This is a genomic window from Melioribacteraceae bacterium (assembly GCA_019638015.1).
Lineage (GTDB): Bacteria > Bacteroidota > Ignavibacteria > Ignavibacteriales > Melioribacteraceae > JAHBUP01.
In genome coordinates this window covers 2660929-2676552 of sequence record JAHBUP010000001.1, presented here as the reverse complement: position 1 = coordinate 2676552, position 15624 = coordinate 2660929, and the positions used below count along the sequence as shown (strand labels likewise).

The window sequence follows — 15624 nt, the reverse complement described above, 5'->3', positions numbered from 1 at the left end:
TTGGAGGAATTTTGAAAAGATTTTTTCTACTCTGGTTATTAATACTATGCGGACAGCTTTTTTCACAGAGCTATTACAATTATAACGTCCAAGTAATTGAAGATGAATTTGAAGATTATAAGATTATAAGAATGTATGGTAATTATCTCCCGGATAGCAAATGGCTACCAACAAACTCACTTTTATTTAATGCACAAAAATTCACAGATGAAAATAACAATCACAAATACCAATTCTTTGTTGAATGGTTGGATGACGAATGGTTGTTTATAGATGAGGGAGAAACACTTATATTATTAATTGATGGCGAGAGAGTGAGATGTAAGGGTTATGGAAGTCATAAAAATCGGCAGACTTTAGAGGGGGGTGCAATTAGAGAAACGGCAGTTTTTGAGGCAAGCATAGAATTGTTTAATAGAATTGCAAATGCGAAAGTTGTAAAGATAAAATTGGTTGGGCAGAGCAAAGATATTATAAGAGAATTGGACGAAGACAATATAGAAAATTATAGAAAGTTTGTTGAAGAGCTGACTAAAGGATAATTAGATTTTTCTGTTTTATTTATTTTGGATTCTAATACAACTAACCAGCAATATTGCTGCGTATTATATCAATAATCCTATCTCTAAATCTATCAGTTAAAACCATGAATGGACGCGCATGAATTGTAATTGAATATGATGATTGACCAAATGTGTAGGAAGAAACGCGCTTGTGTTTTTTAGAAGCAAAGACTAAAAGATTTTTATTTGAACTTTGTTTTAACAAATTACCTTTTGCATCGGTTCGGTGCAAAAGTGATCTGGTTCTGGCTCCAATCTGAATTTTACCACCAAAATGATGAATACCGGCGTAAGCCAAATTTGTATGTGCAAAAGCAGTTGATTCAGTTGAATCTGCTTGTACAGAACGCAAGAGATTCCCTCTCCCCTTAAGAATGGATAAATCTAATCCACGTTTTTCTTTTTGTTTAATAGTAGAACGTTTTAGAGCAGGCCACCCACCAGGTACATTTGCTCCTTGATTAGAGAAGTTCTCTTTAACTGATGCAAGAAGCTCACCGGCAATTGGGGTCATCAATTTTTTTGAGGGTTTTGTCCGGGCTCGAAGTTTTTCGAACAGAGCATTTACTTGTTCAATATTATTATCTAGTGAAGACATTAAGAAACTTTTAGAAATTGATTAGCAAATTCTTCAGAATACAAGGATAGATCGGGAGTAAAAAAACTTTTACCGGGATTATAATCCCAGCCTTCGCCAACTGTGATTTTAATGGCACTGCCTTGATAAACAGTTAACCCGCGCGCATCAACTTCTTCTTTAGTTAATGCGTCCACCCAGCAACCGCACCCGAAACCATTAGGCGGCCAAATGGAATTCCAGATAGGATCATTCCACATAAAAACCTTACCCGCATAATTAGCGTGAGCTTTTCTTTTATTTTTCCGATCGAGCTGATTATAAAGCCAGTAAGGTCTGCTCTCCACATTTTGAATTAAGGTTTTGTAATTACCGGAACTAAAAGCAACGTTTGCATTTGTTTCGAAGATAGTTTTTAACCTTCGAGGAGAACCGAGTTGAACAATTTTATTTGGATCAATGCCGGAATTAGGATCATAGCCCGGTACATCGGATGCTTTTACTTTTCCCCACCATCCCATTGATTTAAGTATTGGCTGAAGTTCATTCTGAAATTGCTGATATGTATATCCTTCAGTAAATATTTTATTTACCTTGTCTTTTATCTCTTGAAGAATATCGAGCTTCATAACTTTGGCAACTGAAAAAAATCGATCGTGCGCATCTTGCCAAGTATCTCTCCAATCCCAGCTAAAGGAATAACCTTTGCTTCGATACCATTCAATAATTTGTTCAGGAGGTAGAGTTAATAAGTATTTAATTTGTTCATCACTCATTTGCGGAAGCTTCTCTATAGATTTTTAATTGAGATAAATAAAAAACAGAATCGGGATAAGATGAGAATTTACTTTCTATTTTTTTTCTTTTACCGGATTCATTTGCAATTTCTAAATGGTTGTCAACTTCTACCTCTTGTTTGATGTACTTTGCATTACGAAAAACAATACCGGTGAATTTCACCTTTATAATCTGGCCGCAGAGTTCACCAAGCTCATTATCGGTTACAAGAGCTATATAAAATTTATCTAACTTTAAGTCTGAATCTTTGACCATTTTTATATAAAATATTCTAAATATTATTACTCATTTATTTCTGAGCGAATCTTCCTTCTAGTTCAGCGATGAAGAACACCTTAGTTGCGATAGTTTCAAGATCTTCTGTTTTCATTGCCGGATATAAAGAAGCCAACCCTTCAAGAAACTGTTCTCTGCTGGAAGAGGCATTCGCTAATTCAATAACCGGTTTAAGAGTTTCCTCAATCCCGAACTGAAGTAATTTATCCGGTAAGGCACTCGAAAGCTGTTCCGCTATTTTATTAGTGATTGACCCTTCGGAAAGTTCAAGGCGCTTACCGGTAATTGTATTCCATAATTTTTTTAATGAGGAAAGTTCGGACGTTGGCCGGGTCTCTTCATATTTATTGGGTTTTAGAAATGGCGGAATAATAGTATCAGCTGAGTTAACATGAACTGGTTGGCTTAAATCAAACTCATCATCTTCAAGATTATAATGAGTTTCAAAATATTTTTTAGTGAAACGAACACCAACATCTTTAAGATTTTTATCTCTCTCAGATTTTTCCTTATTCACATCTTGAAGCTCAAACGGTTTAAAGGTGGGATACAAACCACTACCAATATTTATATCAACAATCCATTTGAACAGTTGATTAAATAATTCTGTTGGTAAGTCTCTATCTTCTTCAGAAAGATTACTCTCAATAGTATCAGCACCGGTTTCTGTAGAAGCATAAGAACCAGCACCCTGGCGCTCAACAGATAGGGCATTAGTGAGAAGCGCTTTAGAAATAGAGTTATCACAACGGTTCAAATATTTTTCATAAATATCTACAGAGCCGGAACCCTTTGCTTCAAGAAGTTGAAGAGATGAATCATCCGGGCCGGTGGCAACAGCATCTTGAATCATGTTGTGAAGTTTCTTTCTAAGATCATCATGCTCCTCTTGTTTAGCGCCTCGAGGGAGTTTTCCAAGAAGAAACGGCATTCCATATTTTTCTATAAAGGTTGTAAAGAATCTCATTCCGCCGCGTTTAAAAGTAACAGGCCAGAAACATCTGGAGAGCGCTTTATCACCATAGGGATTTTCATAATCAGCTTCGTTCTGGAGAAGAATAAATTTGTATGAGTACCGCGGATCAATTTTATCACCCACCACCGGAGTGCCAGTAAAATCAATTTGAGTTCTGAATCGTAGTGTATTCTCGGAATCAAATACAAACCATTCGCGCGGCTTTTCTTGTATCTTAACCGGCAGCCATGCACCATCAATCATCTGCCACACAATTTCAAAAACAGAATAACCAAAGAAGATTGGATTTAATGATTGGGAAATAATGTCTTTTATTTTACTTTTTCTATCGCCAAGAACCTTAAAAGCTTTCTGGCAAAGTTCCATTTCTTTTTCGGTAGCATCACCTTGCTCAATATCCCAATCCAAACTTTTAGTTAAATTTTTTCTTCTACTCATTAGTGAACCAACCTGTTCATCAGCGCGAAGATCTTTATATACAGACTGATCCATTCCTAATTTCCTCAAAATGGGATCCGGGTCGGGGAGATAATTAAAAAAGCCGGCAAAACTTCCCATCGCAAATTGACGGGTCGCAATCTCGCTTGTCAGGTTCTCACTGATTTGATTGAGTGGCACAAATGTAGTCGGGTTTACATATAAAATTTTAGTCATAATTAATAACCTTGTAATATTGTATTAACATATCTTCTTGCCCCCGAAGTAATAATGAGCGGGCCGGCATAACTTCTAGCTGCTTCGAGACCGAGTGAGAAGCCCCAGAAATAATCCGCATGACTACCAAGTTCAGAAACTGCAGCTTCGTATCTCACGTTCCCGGATTTTGTAGTGATTGCGCGAACTGAATAAAAATCATCTCGAATTGTTTTTTCGCGAGGGATAACAACCTTTCTTCCTTCTACCATCAGATAAGTATAAGAAGCCAAATCCTCTTTAACTTTAGGTGTGAACATAATTGGTTCAACGCGAAATTGACCAAATGCCTTCTGAGCGTTTTCGGCAAATTCATTACCTATACCGGTGGCATCAATACAACATCTTCTAAAGCATGGATGAGAAAGTACATCGTAAAGAATTTTTCTTTGCTCACTATATTCAACTTTTTTGAGTGCGATAATTTTTCTTGTGTAAAGAATTTCACCCAGCTTTTCAAATATCCAAATAACAGAGTAATTTTTGCGTCTACCAATATCCATACCGACATACATATCACCGGTGATACTTTGCAGCGTATCATCAATGATATTATCACGTTCTATAGGATTGATTAGTTCGTATGGCAACAAATGTGAATTAGAACTTGAACGTGGGATGCAATAAAATTCCTCATCAATAGATTCTTGGGTCATCCCGGAAAAAGCATCGTCAAGATATTTTGCAATCTCTTCTTTAGATGCTTTATGTCCGAGTACTTTATCAACCAGTCCCTCTTTGATAGCATCTTCAATAGTAATCTTGTAAGGAACCCAGCTTTTCATTGAACCCTCAGTACCTTTCCGGGTTTCTTTTAACAATCCATTAAAATAAGAATCATCACCATTGTGAGTTGAAATTAAGCGGACTCGATTTCCCCACATCATTGATGGTTTGGCAGCTGTGAACATTTTTTCTTGATCACGGTGGTGGGCAAATTCATCCAAAATCACATCACCGCCTTTGCTTCGGAAGCGAGTAGGATTTGATGATATAGCATTACATTCACAACCATTACTGAAACGAACACGGTGCGCGGTTACATCATCCTCTTTATCAATAACCACTTCACCCAAATATTTAGAAGCTATGTTGAGGTAATTAGCAAAGAATCCTACATAATCAATAAACTCCTCAGAGGCAGAAAGATCAGCTGAAGAAAACCATACCTTATTGTTCTTCACATTTTTAGTTGATAAATCACGAGTAACACGATAAGCTTCCGCGTAAGTAATACCAACACGCCGGCTCTTTTCACAAATTGCGAATTGAGCCGGGTTTGTGATCCATTTTTTTTGATATGGTAGAAACGCAATCTTTGCCATTAGTAATTCATCACAAATAATTCTTTGAAGTGGTTATTAACTATTTGTTTTCTGTTAATACCGTTAACTCGTGAAACTTTTTTTATTCTAAAATGCTTGAGCATAGAAAGGTTTTCTTTACAATCATCTATTGTTAAAAGAAATCGGCCCTTGAGATTATTCAGCTGATCGATGAACTCTTCATAATCCATTTTTCCTACGTCATATTGTTGACCGTAACGATAAGGAGGATCAAGGAAGAAAAATGATTGAGGATTATCATAGGTTTTGAATATTACTTTGTAATCCAAATTTTCAATTACAACTCGGTCCAACCTTTCAGCAATTTTCATAATTGCGTTGAGCATGTTTTCAAGAGAGTGAGATGCGTTTGATTTTGCGGAAGTCCCAAAGTGCAATCCTTTAGCGCCAAAACTTCTTTTTAGTAAAAAGAAAAATCTGGCGGCGCGCTGTACATCAGTTAATCCCTCTTGGTCACGAAAGTTTTTGAATATCTCTCTTGAGTGAAGAAGTAGTGACATTTCCCTACGAAGTTCTTCCGGATGAAATTTTGCGATCTTAAAAAGATTTACCAGTCTTTGATCTTTATCGTTATATATTTCAACTTCAGCCCAGCGTTCTTTATAAAACAGTACCCAACCGGCACCTCCAAAAGTTTCGATATAGGCTTTGATGTCAGTAGGGATGTAGTGCGAAATTTTCTCTCGAAGTTGCTTCTTTCCGCCAACCCATGAAATTAAACTGTCCATGATGTCTCCAAATAATTTTTGAGTGATTTTTGTCAGTGTCATGGCTTCAGCGGTTCAGATAGTTAAAAAAAATTGTTTAATTCTTATAAATACGTGTTTAATAGCCCAGCAAATGGCACCAAGCGGGGGAAACACCCACTTTTCCGTATAAGCGATTTATGCGCGAAATTTGGCATATCATAAAACCCCCAATTTTTTCTCAAGTTCTTTGAGGTTTTCTTCAGTTAAACCTTTCTTAACAGATTCCTCTTTTTCCTTTTTCTCCTCAGTGAATTCGAAAGCCGAAGAAGTCCTTAATGCGGCAATAATTTTACCTATGGAAAAAATTAAACGAGGGTTGGTGGCGGTTTCTGCTTCATCGATTAGTTTATCTAAAAGGGACTCTAATCTTTCTCTGCGGGTCTGTTGTTTTTTTAATCTTAGAATTCTCAGCTCACCCCAGCAATCTTCTTTGCGCCAGTTGTATAAAGTTTTACGAGAGACTTCTCCATCAAGAACGGTGAGTATTGTATCTATGCCAAATCCATTCTCAACAAACAACTCTTTAGCTTTTTCGCGAACAGCAGGATCACCCATTGTATGGCCTCGTTAAAGGTTGTATGTTTTTTTTAATTGGTTCATCTTCTCAGCTTTTTCTTTATAATCAGCTTGCAGCAAATTCAATTCTTTAGCAAGAGTTTCTATTTTATTAAAATCCATATTCGAAAAGTCTTTATCGAAAGAATCGATTTCCTCACGTATATCGTTAGTAAGCGCATTGCATTTAATGCCAATTTCATAAATCTGTTTTTTTAGGGCTTCATAGCGTCCCCAAGCTTGTTCTCTTTCATAAGCCATGTTAATAGCCTCCTCTATGATCTAATTTATTGTGGGTCGTAATGGCGCTTTCAATACCCTTTAGAATACCGGCGAGAATTTCTTTGTATTCGGAATCTTTTTTAATTACTTCGAAGAGCTTATCATTTGTGCGGCGGGACTCGTCAATATTTTCTTTGTGCTGTTTTTCAATTTGCGAAAGCGCTTTATCAAACTGTTCTTGATTTTGTTTGAGCGCAAACTGAAACTGTTCTTGGTTTTGCTTAACGAGATGACGTATAAGATAATACCAAATAACAGACAGCGTTCCCGATACACTTCCGGTCGGAATTAATATTTTCAACATCAGATCGCTATCGGGTGGAGTAACACCAAGCTGTAACAATACAAATGGAAGCGACAATAAAAAAGTAAGAAACATTTTATCCCCTTCATGTTTTGAAATTTATATACACAAAGTACGCTTGAGTTTCCCAACATTCTTTTAAACGGTTGAAAAGAGAAACATGAATGCAAACGTTAGTTTGGCACACAAGAAAAGAGATGAAAATGAAAATGTGGCTTACAATTATCGCGATAAGATTAGGTATAGTGAAAATAGTTTTAGCTTACAACAAATCAAGTTATGCAATAAAAGAAAGAATGGAAAAATTAGGATTGACACAAAAGGATATTGCTAGAGCATTAAAGTGTTCAACATCTTGTATTCATAAAAATATTAAACGCGGAAGCGGCACATATCTAAATAAAATTGAAAACTATCTCGCAATGCAAGAGAGGAACTTATGAGCAATTTCAAATGGATGCCAATCCTAAAAACCGGAACATTCACAGCGAAAAATAAAAAGCAAGTTACCTTTGATGAGGCCAAGCTTGATCAGATAATCGCTAACACCGATTTAAGTAAAGAGCCTCAGTTTGTTGTTGAACATCCCAATTATGACAAATTAGGTTTTGGTACAATAAGCGAACTTAAACGGGTTGGTAGTTATTTATTTGCACTCCCCAAGAAAGTCGAAGAAAAATTTAAAGCAGTTGTTAACTCCGGCGAACTTCCGGGACGAAGTATATCCATTGACGAGAACACACTGGCGTTAAACCATATTGGTTTTTTACCTAAGGAAATTGCTCCGGCGGTTGACGGACTTGGAAGTTATTCTTTTTCAAGTGACAGCAGTGATTCAAGGTTACAATTTTCTTTGCCGGAATTGGAATCGCACTTCGCGGAAATCAAAGATGATAAATATGAGTTTGAGAAATATGAAGTTTCACAGTGGCCCTTCAAAACCATCAAAAATATTTTTAGAAATATTAAAAACGCGTGGATTGAAAAGTATGGAAAGGAAGAAGCCGACGAGATTTTTAATGAATGGGAAATAGAAGAAGCGGGCACCCCGCCAAGAATTTATGAAGAAGAAAAAACTAGCATGTTTTCAACCAACCAAACCGAGGATAAAATGGACATCAATTTAAGCGGAATCGATTTGAGCAAAGTCGATCCTAAATTAAAAGCCGCATTTGAAGCTTTGCAATCCGAGAATACTTCAATAAAAACAGAATTGCAAACTGCAAAAATTACTCTTAGTGCTTCCGAAATGGCAGCGCAGAAAAAAGAGATTTTAGCTTTTTGCGAAAGTGAAGAGATGAAATTGAAAATTCTTCCGGCAGAAAAAGACAAAATTGTTAATCTCTTGTTAAGTGTAAAAGAGAAAGGCAATCTCGAATTTTCTTCTTCAGATAATACGCCAGTAAAGTTTGACGCGTATGAATTTCTGAAAGAAACATTAAAGCAGATTCCAAACAAAATTGAATTAAGCGAAATAGCAACATCTCAAACAGCCGGCGATCAACAAATGGCTGAATATCAAAAAGTTGGAAAAGAGCTTGCTTCTTTTGTGAAGTAAAAATAGCGCATTAAAAAAGTTTTAATCAATCATTAATGAGGTATAAGATGGAATTAGTAACAACTCAAGAACAGAGCAGAGCGCAGTTATTTGCCGGGGATTTCCCACGAATAACAAAAGCAATTACAATTGCCGCAAGCGTTGGCGCACTGATAGTTGGAACAGTGCTGGGGAAAATAACAAAGGGAGCCGCTACAAAGGCGGCAAAGAGTGGCGGTAATACCGGTGACGGTACTTTAACCCTTGATGAAACAACTCCAATACTTGCCGGCGCAATTGCCGGTGTATATAAAGTAAGAGTAATTAGAGCGGCACTTGCCCAAGTTGGAACAACACCTGCAGTGCCCGCGCAAAAAGCGATTGCAGAACTGGTTGACCCTCTTGGAAATGTGTTGGACGTTTTTGACCTCCCTACAACACCAGGCATTACAGTAAGTAACCAGGTAAAGTTCGCGATGGTGGAAGGTTCAACAGCGTTTGCGCTTGGTGACGGATTTGATATTACAATAGCGGCAGGCAGCGGTTATTATAAACCTTATGACGAAGATAATATTGACGGCAGTGAAAAAGCGGTTGCAATACTTGCTGAAGCAGTTGCATCCTCCTCATCTGTTACAAAAACAATCGCTTATGTAACGGGGCATTTTAATGAAGCGGCTTTAACCGGAATTGACGCAGCTGCCAAAAAAGATTTTGAAGGTACTCCAATTGTTATAGGCAGTTTGAATTAAAAAAATGAAGAAATAATTATTCATAAAAAGCCCCGTTAAATGAACGACGGGCAAGGAGAACAAAATGAGCATTACAGTAAATCCATTCGGGTTTGCAGCGTTAACCGAAGCAGTCAATCAAATGCTGCCGGTTCCTTCCTTCATTAAAGATTTACTCTTTAAGAAAGAAGAAACTCACGCAACAAAAGAAGTTATGGTGGATGTAATTGTAGGCGGTCAAAAAATATTGCCTCTTGTTAAGAGAGGGGCTCCCGGAAAAATGATGGCTAACACCACTCAGAAATCAAATAAAATTCAGCCACCTCAATTAAAGCCTAAAAAACTTTTGGACGCGGAAGATCTCTTTTACACTCGAGGAGCGGGCGCACCGATATTTGTCCCGGGAGGCACTGCAGGCGGTGACCCAATTAAAAAAGCAAGAATGCAAAGAGTATCAACCGAATTAAAAGATATGTTCGACGCGATCAACAGAACAGTTGAATATTTGTGTTGCAAAGGTTTAGGCGGCTCATATTCAATTACTCAAGATGATGGAGTTTTCTCTATAGACTTCTCCATGCCAAACGCGAACAAACCAGTTTTGTTAAGTACAGCTAAGTGGGACGCGCCAACAACATGCGCACCTATTGCAAATTTAAGAGCATGGAAAATTGTAGCTCAAAAAGCATCGGGTAAAATACCTACCGTTGCCGTTATGAATAATGAAACTTATGAAAAATTTATTGCATCAAGCGAAGTAAAAACTTATTTGAATCTGCTTAATATAAAATTAGGCACAATTCAAAACTCGCCAGAAATGTTAAGCGCCGGTGCCGAGAAAAAAGGTAACATCGAAAATCTAGATATAATTGTTTACAGTGGTGTTTACACAGATTCTAACGGAGCACAGCAAAATTTAATTCCTAATGGGGTGGTTTCACTTCTATCACCAAGCGCTGACCATAGATTATTATATGGCGGAATTGATGATCTAGAAGCCGGAACGGTTGTTGCCAAATATTTTAGTAAGGACTGGATTGAAAAAGACCCAAGCGGTTTGTGGTTGTTGGTACAATCTAATCCATTGCCAGCCTTCAATGAACCAGGTGCAAATATTTACGCTACTGTTTATTAAGAGTTATTAATAATCAATTACAAACCCTCTCCTAACAAGAGAGGGTTTATGAAAACAAATAAAAAATAAAATTGGTGAAAGTGATGGCAGATAAAAAGGAAGTAATGGTTGAAATAATTGGCGCAGTGTTCGACGCCAAAGGCCAGATAACCGGCACTGTTGCTATGGAAATAAATGAAGCACTTCGTTTAGTTGAATTAAATGCGGCTCGTTTTGTTGACGCGCCAGCCGGTGCGGAAATAAAAGATGAAACTGTTGAGGAAGAGCCGGATAGCAGCTGGAAGAAGGAAGAGATTTGTTTATTCCTCGAAGAAAAGAAGATTACCTATGATGAAAAAGCAACAAAGGATGCACTCTTAAAAACGTATGAAGAGTGGAAAGTATTGGGCAAGAGTTAAAAATCATAGAAGAGGAGGCCACTGAAGAGCAGTGGAAGATAATCGGATAACAAGAAATGGCAACCGAAAAAGAACTCTTCGCTTAAATAGAAATGGCCGGTGGAGTTTTGACGGAAAGGGAAGCCTCGATAAAAACAAAGCCGGCTGAGATAAAAGAGGGATTGATGAATGCAACACTTGTAAAGAAAATGCGGAAGTACGCTAAGAGAAACTACAAGCTAAACCTTGACGATGTACTTCAGACAGTCTGTGCAGAGAACCTAATCCACAGATTTATTTTCTGCCTAAAAGTAATATTCAAAATTTATAAGAAAAAAACGGTTACAAAATAGATGGCTTATTCAACAATAAATAGTGTATCAAAAAAAGTTGATCAGGCTTTTTTTCTCCAATTCTTAAATGATGAAAACCGGCACGAAGAGGAAATTGATCTTGAAGATGAAACCGATGTATTAGTAATTCGATTTAACCAGATTGCCGTAGAAGTGGCCGATGAAATAGATAATTTTTTACGCGGCAGATATAAACTACCTCTAACTCAAACTTCAACAACAATACAAGCCTTAAGCGATGACCGCACAATATTTAATGTAAAGAAGCGAAGACTTAGAGAGAATATGCCGGAGAGTGAACAGAAAATTTTTGACGCAACTACAAAAACTCTTCAGCTGATAGAGGCCGGTAAAATTACATTGGCACTTGAGCCATTAAACGAGGGCTCCGCTGGGCTTACCGGTGAAATACAAACCAATAAAACCGAGAATGACAGAATTTTTAATCCAGATTTATGGAACCATTATTAATGGCTGATTTTGTTCAATCATATTATATCACAAATCAAATTGAAGGCGGTTACGCTAACGACAAAGATGATTTAGGCGGCGAGACTTATAGAGGAGTAAGCAGAGTGAATTGGCCTAAGTGGAGCGGTTGGGCCATAATTGATACCGCGAAGAATGAGAAAAATTTTCCACAAAATCTTGATAAGAATATCGCGTTACAAAATTCCATTCAAAAATTTTATGAGATGAATTTTTGGAATATGATTAATGGCAGCTTGATAAATAATCAAGCAATCGCAAATGAAGTATACGATAACGCGGTAAATATGGGTGTTGAAAAGAGTGCTGAATATCTGCAGAGAACAATTAACATACTAAATAGAAATGGAAGGCTTTATCCCGATATAAAAGTAGATAAAAAAATTGGTAACGGTACAATTAATGCGCTACATACATGCATAAAAGCAAATGGAGCTAAAAGAGTGTTAAATGTAATTAATGGTTTTCAGGTGAAGCATTACATAGAAGCAATGGAAAAGCGAGCGACAAATGAAAAGTATATAGGCTGGTTTGACCGTGTAGAAATTATTTGGGGATAGGAGATTATTCAATGGCAAATTTGAAACGTAAAGCTGAAAAAGAAAAAATTCAAAAACAGATTCAAGATTACTATAAAAGCAGAAGAGTTAAATGCTTCGGCAATTTTAGACCAATTAAAAGATTTGGGTTTAGCAGATAATGAGTTCTCGAACAAATAATATTATAAAACTTATCCTGGCAATAGTTACTGCAGTAGCGGCGTTTTATTTAGGATCACAAAACGCTTCCTCCGGAGTTAGTTCTTCTTTATCCGATTCAACTGTAACAGTTGACACAAATAAAATTAAAGCACAGCATGAACTATTGCTTAAACAAAAATTCACTCTGCAAATAGCAGACAGCATAAAAAAGAAGTTCCCGCAAATAGTTGTAACAAACTATGTAAAAGAAAATATAAATCTTGATTCTTTGAAAATAGCGCTTTGGGAAGAAGCGGAAGCATTCTATAAAACGAATGACACAAGTATCGCGGTTAATAACAATCTGTATACAGCCGAGGCAGATTCACAATTTACTCTTACTGATAGTAATGGCGTTGAAAGGGGAAATGTTTCCATACAATCAATTTTTGCCAGCAGGATCCCAATTGATCCGGAAAGTAAGCTTTTGCTATCTATTAAACATTCATTAATGAGTTATGATACAACAATTAAAGAGTCTTCAATACTAACACATTTTAAGCCGGCTGTGTTCACAGCTTATGGGTACGGATTAACTAGTAAACAATGGGACTGGTTTACCGGTGTTGGCGTAGGGATAGAATTTATAGATTTAATAAAAAAACTATAGGAGTATAAAATGAAAAAGTATATCAACTTATTTACTTTGATAATAATTGCATCAATAGTGTTTGTTGTAACATCGGCACTATTTGCTCAAGATGTGCAAGCAGTAAATCAAACCGAAACTATGGTATCAACACCGCATGATACTTTTGCTGAGTATTTCGCTTCACTAGCAGGATTGGCAGCGCTTACGCTGACTGCGACACAATGGTTTAAAAAGGGACTTGAAGCATTAAAAATTGTACTGCAGGGAACAGTAGCCGGTTTGTTAAGCTGGGTTGTAGCTTTATTGCTATGCGCGGTCGGTTTCTTTTTTAATATAGGAATTCTAGCCGGTGTTCAATGGTATTTTATTATTGTTTATGGTTTGGCAGTAGGGCTTATATCGAATGGTTTGTTCTCTCTTGAACATGTAAAAGTATTTTTGGGAGCAATTAAACTACTACCCAAAGCGGAGAAGTAATGCCAACTAAAGTCAGCAGAGCCAGTAATGCAGCAAATATTGTTGAAAAAATACTTCTAACCGAAGTGGAGAAGCTGGACCAACTTGATAAAGTTAAAATTGAGCAACCGGGCACAGTTAAAAATTATACGCTTGGACACGCAAGGGGTGCTTTGTTAATATTATATGGTGGTTCCTCTTACAGCAAAACTGATGAACGCAATAATGCTGTAATAATGAAGAGGGATATTGTGATAAGTATTGTTGTGTGGATAAGGCACTTTGATAAGCGAATGGCGGCGGCTGACTACATTGATTTTGTACTGGACGCTGTAACTGAAGAAGAAATAGATAATACCCGCCCGGAATATGAAAGAAAAATATATCCTATTGATGATGAACTTGTAGAAGAAAAAAACGGTGAGTGGCAGTATATAGTACGTGTTGGAGTGCCGACCGATTATGTTGAACGAAAATATAAACAATAAATGGAGTTTGCAATGGACGGAATAGTAGGTCTTCAACAAATACTTGCCTGCGATGTAGGAACATTAAGCGGAACGCCAGCTGGCGCAATTGCAATGGGGTTTGCAAAGGGCAAACAATTAAAGATTACAGATTTTAGAACTGATAAAGCATGGCCCAATATACCAATGCGCAACATGAAGAATTTTGCTGTTGAGGGGGAGAGTTTTCAGCCGACAATGTTTATGCTTAAAAAAACATTCGACTTCTTAAACGGCGGCGCGGATTTGCAAGTGGTAACACCAAAGCAGTCCGCTTCTTCAGGGAGTGAGGATGTTGCGGCATTTGTTGGTAATTATTTAATGGGTTTGGATTTTGAATATACAATCGCTCATGATAAACGCACGATGAAATGGATGTGGGAAAGAGCAATGGAATATGAAAATTACCAGGCTTTTATTGATACCTTCGACAGTGCGGCAATCGTGTCCATTAGCGGAGTTACTGATACCGACATTGAAGGTAAAAACTATACCTACCGCAGGTTCCCAAAACTTTTAGCATTAGAAGCACCTCAAGGTACATCAATAGTTCTTAACAATTATCAAAGATTAGAGCGCAAGGTTGTATTCAAGAGTAAGGGAACTAAAAACGATATGAACCAGGGTGTGGTGAACTATTATACTGTTACTATTGAAATAGTTGGTACTGGAATGCAAGTGGCCGATCTTGTAACACTTGCGGGTAAAGCAGAAACACCAAGTGTTTTAATACAAGAAGGAAACACCGGCGCTTACTACGATAAGATTGTTATCCCGGCATTTAAGTTAGGAATTGGTGATGAGTTTACCATCGGTGATGATAAACGGGAGAGCAGAATTAAACTGGAAGGTGACTTATCAATTTACCAGCACGCATTCACCTTTGGAACATCCAACGGCGGCGCTGTTAGTGATACTACCGGTACAACCGGCGGAACAATGACGATTAGTTAATAAAATTTAATATGGAGTATAAAATGGGTAAGAGAGAAGTAACAAAAAAAGATCTTCAGATTGAAAGCGCCATTGTTCAACACGGTGAAATCTCGGCAACAATATCGCTGATTAAAATACCTGTTGATAATAAAACAAATAAAGCTTTTAGAATTTATAACGATAAAAAAGAAGCGGTTGTTTATAAGAGCACACGGCTTGGAACACTCGAGAAAAACGAAGAGGGATTGCAGGCAGAGGTTACCGGGATAGAAAAAGAAATTGCCGGCAAAACCTACGAGCTATGCGAGGTATCAACTAAAGAAGTATTACTCTGCGGAAAGATAGTTGCTAAAGCAGCCGCGGCTGAAAAAATAGTGAACCTCAGTTCATCTTCGAAGGTGATATAAGCGAAACGGCTAATGGCGCCCGCGCTAAGGATTATTAAAATGAAAAAATCAGAAAGAATTGAATTAGCAAAGAAATGTTTTGCCAAAATTAAAGAGCTTGAATTAGAAGTAAAGATTGACGGCAACTGGATATTATTATCTCCACCAAGTAAAATACCAGTGGAATTAACAATGGACGTAGCAAATTGCAGCGAACATTTAATAAAACTATTTGAGAATGTTAGCCCGCAATAAGCATAACAAAAG

24 protein-coding genes are annotated in these 15624 nt (G+C 37.2%); 15 read left to right on the top strand and 9 right to left on the bottom strand.

Annotation, left to right across the window (positions count from 1 at the left end; genetic code table 11):
- Nucleotides 1-11: 11 nt before the first annotated feature.
- Nucleotides 12-542 carry a hypothetical protein gene (locus tag KF816_11495; GenBank protein ID MBX3008634.1) on the top strand — a complete coding sequence of 177 codons (531 nt, stop codon included), beginning with the start codon at nt 12-14 and terminating at the stop codon, nt 540-542.
- Nucleotides 543-582: 40 nt separating this feature from the next.
- Here KF816_11495 and KF816_11490 read toward each other — a convergent pair whose 3' ends face one another.
- The 9 genes from KF816_11490 to KF816_11450 form a co-directional block, all read right to left on the bottom strand.
- On the bottom strand, nt 583-1161 hold the full coding sequence (locus KF816_11490) for a phage virion morphogenesis protein (protein MBX3008633.1): 579 nt from the start codon (nt 1159-1161) through the stop codon (nt 583-585).
- Entirely contained in the window at nt 1161-1916 is a 756-nt protein-coding gene (locus KF816_11485; GenBank protein MBX3008632.1) for a hypothetical protein, read from the bottom strand. Before KF816_11485 ends, KF816_11490 begins: the two co-directional genes overlap by 1 nt.
- Nucleotides 1909-2193 carry a hypothetical protein gene (locus tag KF816_11480; GenBank protein MBX3008631.1) on the bottom strand — a complete coding sequence of 95 codons (285 nt, stop codon included), beginning with the start codon at nt 2191-2193 and terminating at the stop codon, nt 1909-1911. Before KF816_11480 ends, KF816_11485 begins: the two co-directional genes overlap by 8 nt.
- A 34-nt stretch (nt 2194-2227) precedes the next feature.
- Entirely contained in the window at nt 2228-3844 is a 1617-nt protein-coding gene (locus KF816_11475) for a DUF935 family protein (protein MBX3008630.1), read from the bottom strand.
- A 2-nt stretch (nt 3845-3846) separates the two neighbouring features.
- Nucleotides 3847-5208: a terminase family protein gene (locus KF816_11470; protein MBX3008629.1), complete on the bottom strand. Its 1362-nt coding sequence runs from the start codon at nt 5206-5208 to the stop codon at nt 3847-3849.
- Entirely contained in the window at nt 5208-5957 is a 750-nt protein-coding gene (locus KF816_11465; GenBank protein MBX3008628.1) for a DNA adenine methylase, read from the bottom strand. Before KF816_11465 ends, KF816_11470 begins: the two co-directional genes overlap by 1 nt.
- Nucleotides 5958-6134: 177 nt before the next feature.
- Complete coding sequence (locus KF816_11460; GenBank protein MBX3008627.1) at nt 6135-6533, bottom strand: hypothetical protein; 399 nt, start codon at nt 6531-6533, stop codon at nt 6135-6137.
- A gap of 12 nt (nt 6534-6545) precedes the next feature.
- Nucleotides 6546-6794, bottom strand: a complete 249-nt coding sequence (locus tag KF816_11455; protein MBX3008626.1) for a hypothetical protein — start codon at nt 6792-6794, stop codon at nt 6546-6548.
- A 1-nt stretch (nt 6795) separates the two neighbouring features.
- A complete protein-coding gene (locus tag KF816_11450) occupies nt 6796-7194 on the bottom strand; it encodes a hypothetical protein (GenBank protein ID MBX3008625.1) in 399 nt (132 codons plus the stop codon).
- Nucleotides 7195-7283: 89 nt separating this feature from the next.
- Between KF816_11450 and KF816_11445 the strand changes: the two genes are divergently transcribed.
- The 14 genes from KF816_11445 (at nt 7284) to KF816_11380 (ending at nt 15612) form a co-directional block, all read left to right on the top strand.
- Nucleotides 7284-7562, top strand: coding sequence for a helix-turn-helix transcriptional regulator (locus KF816_11445; protein MBX3008624.1), 279 nt, complete (start codon nt 7284-7286; stop codon nt 7560-7562).
- Nucleotides 7559-8677 (top strand): hypothetical protein, encoded by a 1119-nt coding sequence (locus tag KF816_11440; GenBank protein ID MBX3008623.1) that lies wholly within the window; start codon nt 7559-7561, stop codon nt 8675-8677. Before KF816_11445 ends, KF816_11440 begins: the two co-directional genes overlap by 4 nt.
- Nucleotides 8678-8724: 47 nt before the next feature.
- Entirely contained in the window at nt 8725-9408 is a 684-nt protein-coding gene (locus tag KF816_11435; GenBank protein MBX3008622.1) for a head decoration protein, read from the top strand.
- A gap of 64 nt (nt 9409-9472) precedes the next feature.
- A complete protein-coding gene (locus KF816_11430) occupies nt 9473-10522 on the top strand; it encodes a major capsid protein (GenBank protein ID MBX3008621.1) in 1050 nt (349 codons plus the stop codon).
- 83 nt (nt 10523-10605) lie between these two features.
- The gene (locus tag KF816_11425) at nt 10606-10920 is read left to right on the top strand and encodes a hypothetical protein (GenBank protein ID MBX3008620.1); all 315 of its coding nucleotides are present in this window, start codon (nt 10606-10608) and stop codon (nt 10918-10920) included.
- A gap of 92 nt (nt 10921-11012) precedes the next feature.
- Nucleotides 11013-11252: a hypothetical protein gene (locus KF816_11420; GenBank protein MBX3008619.1), complete on the top strand. Its 240-nt coding sequence runs from the start codon at nt 11013-11015 to the stop codon at nt 11250-11252.
- Nucleotides 11253-11723 carry a DUF1320 family protein gene (locus tag KF816_11415; protein MBX3008618.1) on the top strand — a complete coding sequence of 157 codons (471 nt, stop codon included), beginning with the start codon at nt 11253-11255 and terminating at the stop codon, nt 11721-11723. It begins immediately after the preceding gene.
- Nucleotides 11708-12301: a hypothetical protein gene (locus KF816_11410; protein ID MBX3008617.1), complete on the top strand. Its 594-nt coding sequence runs from the start codon at nt 11708-11710 to the stop codon at nt 12299-12301. Before KF816_11415 ends, KF816_11410 begins: the two co-directional genes overlap by 16 nt.
- A gap of 139 nt (nt 12302-12440) precedes the next feature.
- A complete protein-coding gene (locus tag KF816_11405) occupies nt 12441-13091 on the top strand; it encodes a hypothetical protein (GenBank protein ID MBX3008616.1) in 651 nt (216 codons plus the stop codon).
- Nucleotides 13092-13100: 9 nt separating this feature from the next.
- Entirely contained in the window at nt 13101-13550 is a 450-nt protein-coding gene (locus tag KF816_11400; protein MBX3008615.1) for a hypothetical protein, read from the top strand.
- A complete protein-coding gene (locus KF816_11395) occupies nt 13550-14017 on the top strand; it encodes a hypothetical protein (protein ID MBX3008614.1) in 468 nt (155 codons plus the stop codon). The genes KF816_11400 and KF816_11395 overlap by 1 nt, the downstream gene beginning before the upstream one ends.
- Nucleotides 14018-14029: 12 nt before the next feature.
- Nucleotides 14030-14989, top strand: coding sequence for a hypothetical protein (locus tag KF816_11390; protein MBX3008613.1), 960 nt, complete (start codon nt 14030-14032; stop codon nt 14987-14989).
- A gap of 23 nt (nt 14990-15012) precedes the next feature.
- The gene (locus KF816_11385; protein MBX3008612.1) at nt 15013-15378 is read left to right on the top strand and encodes a hypothetical protein; all 366 of its coding nucleotides are present in this window, start codon (nt 15013-15015) and stop codon (nt 15376-15378) included.
- A 39-nt stretch (nt 15379-15417) separates the two neighbouring features.
- Nucleotides 15418-15612, top strand: coding sequence for a hypothetical protein (locus KF816_11380; GenBank protein ID MBX3008611.1), 195 nt, complete (start codon nt 15418-15420; stop codon nt 15610-15612).
- The last annotated feature ends 12 nt before the right edge of the window (nt 15613-15624 follow it).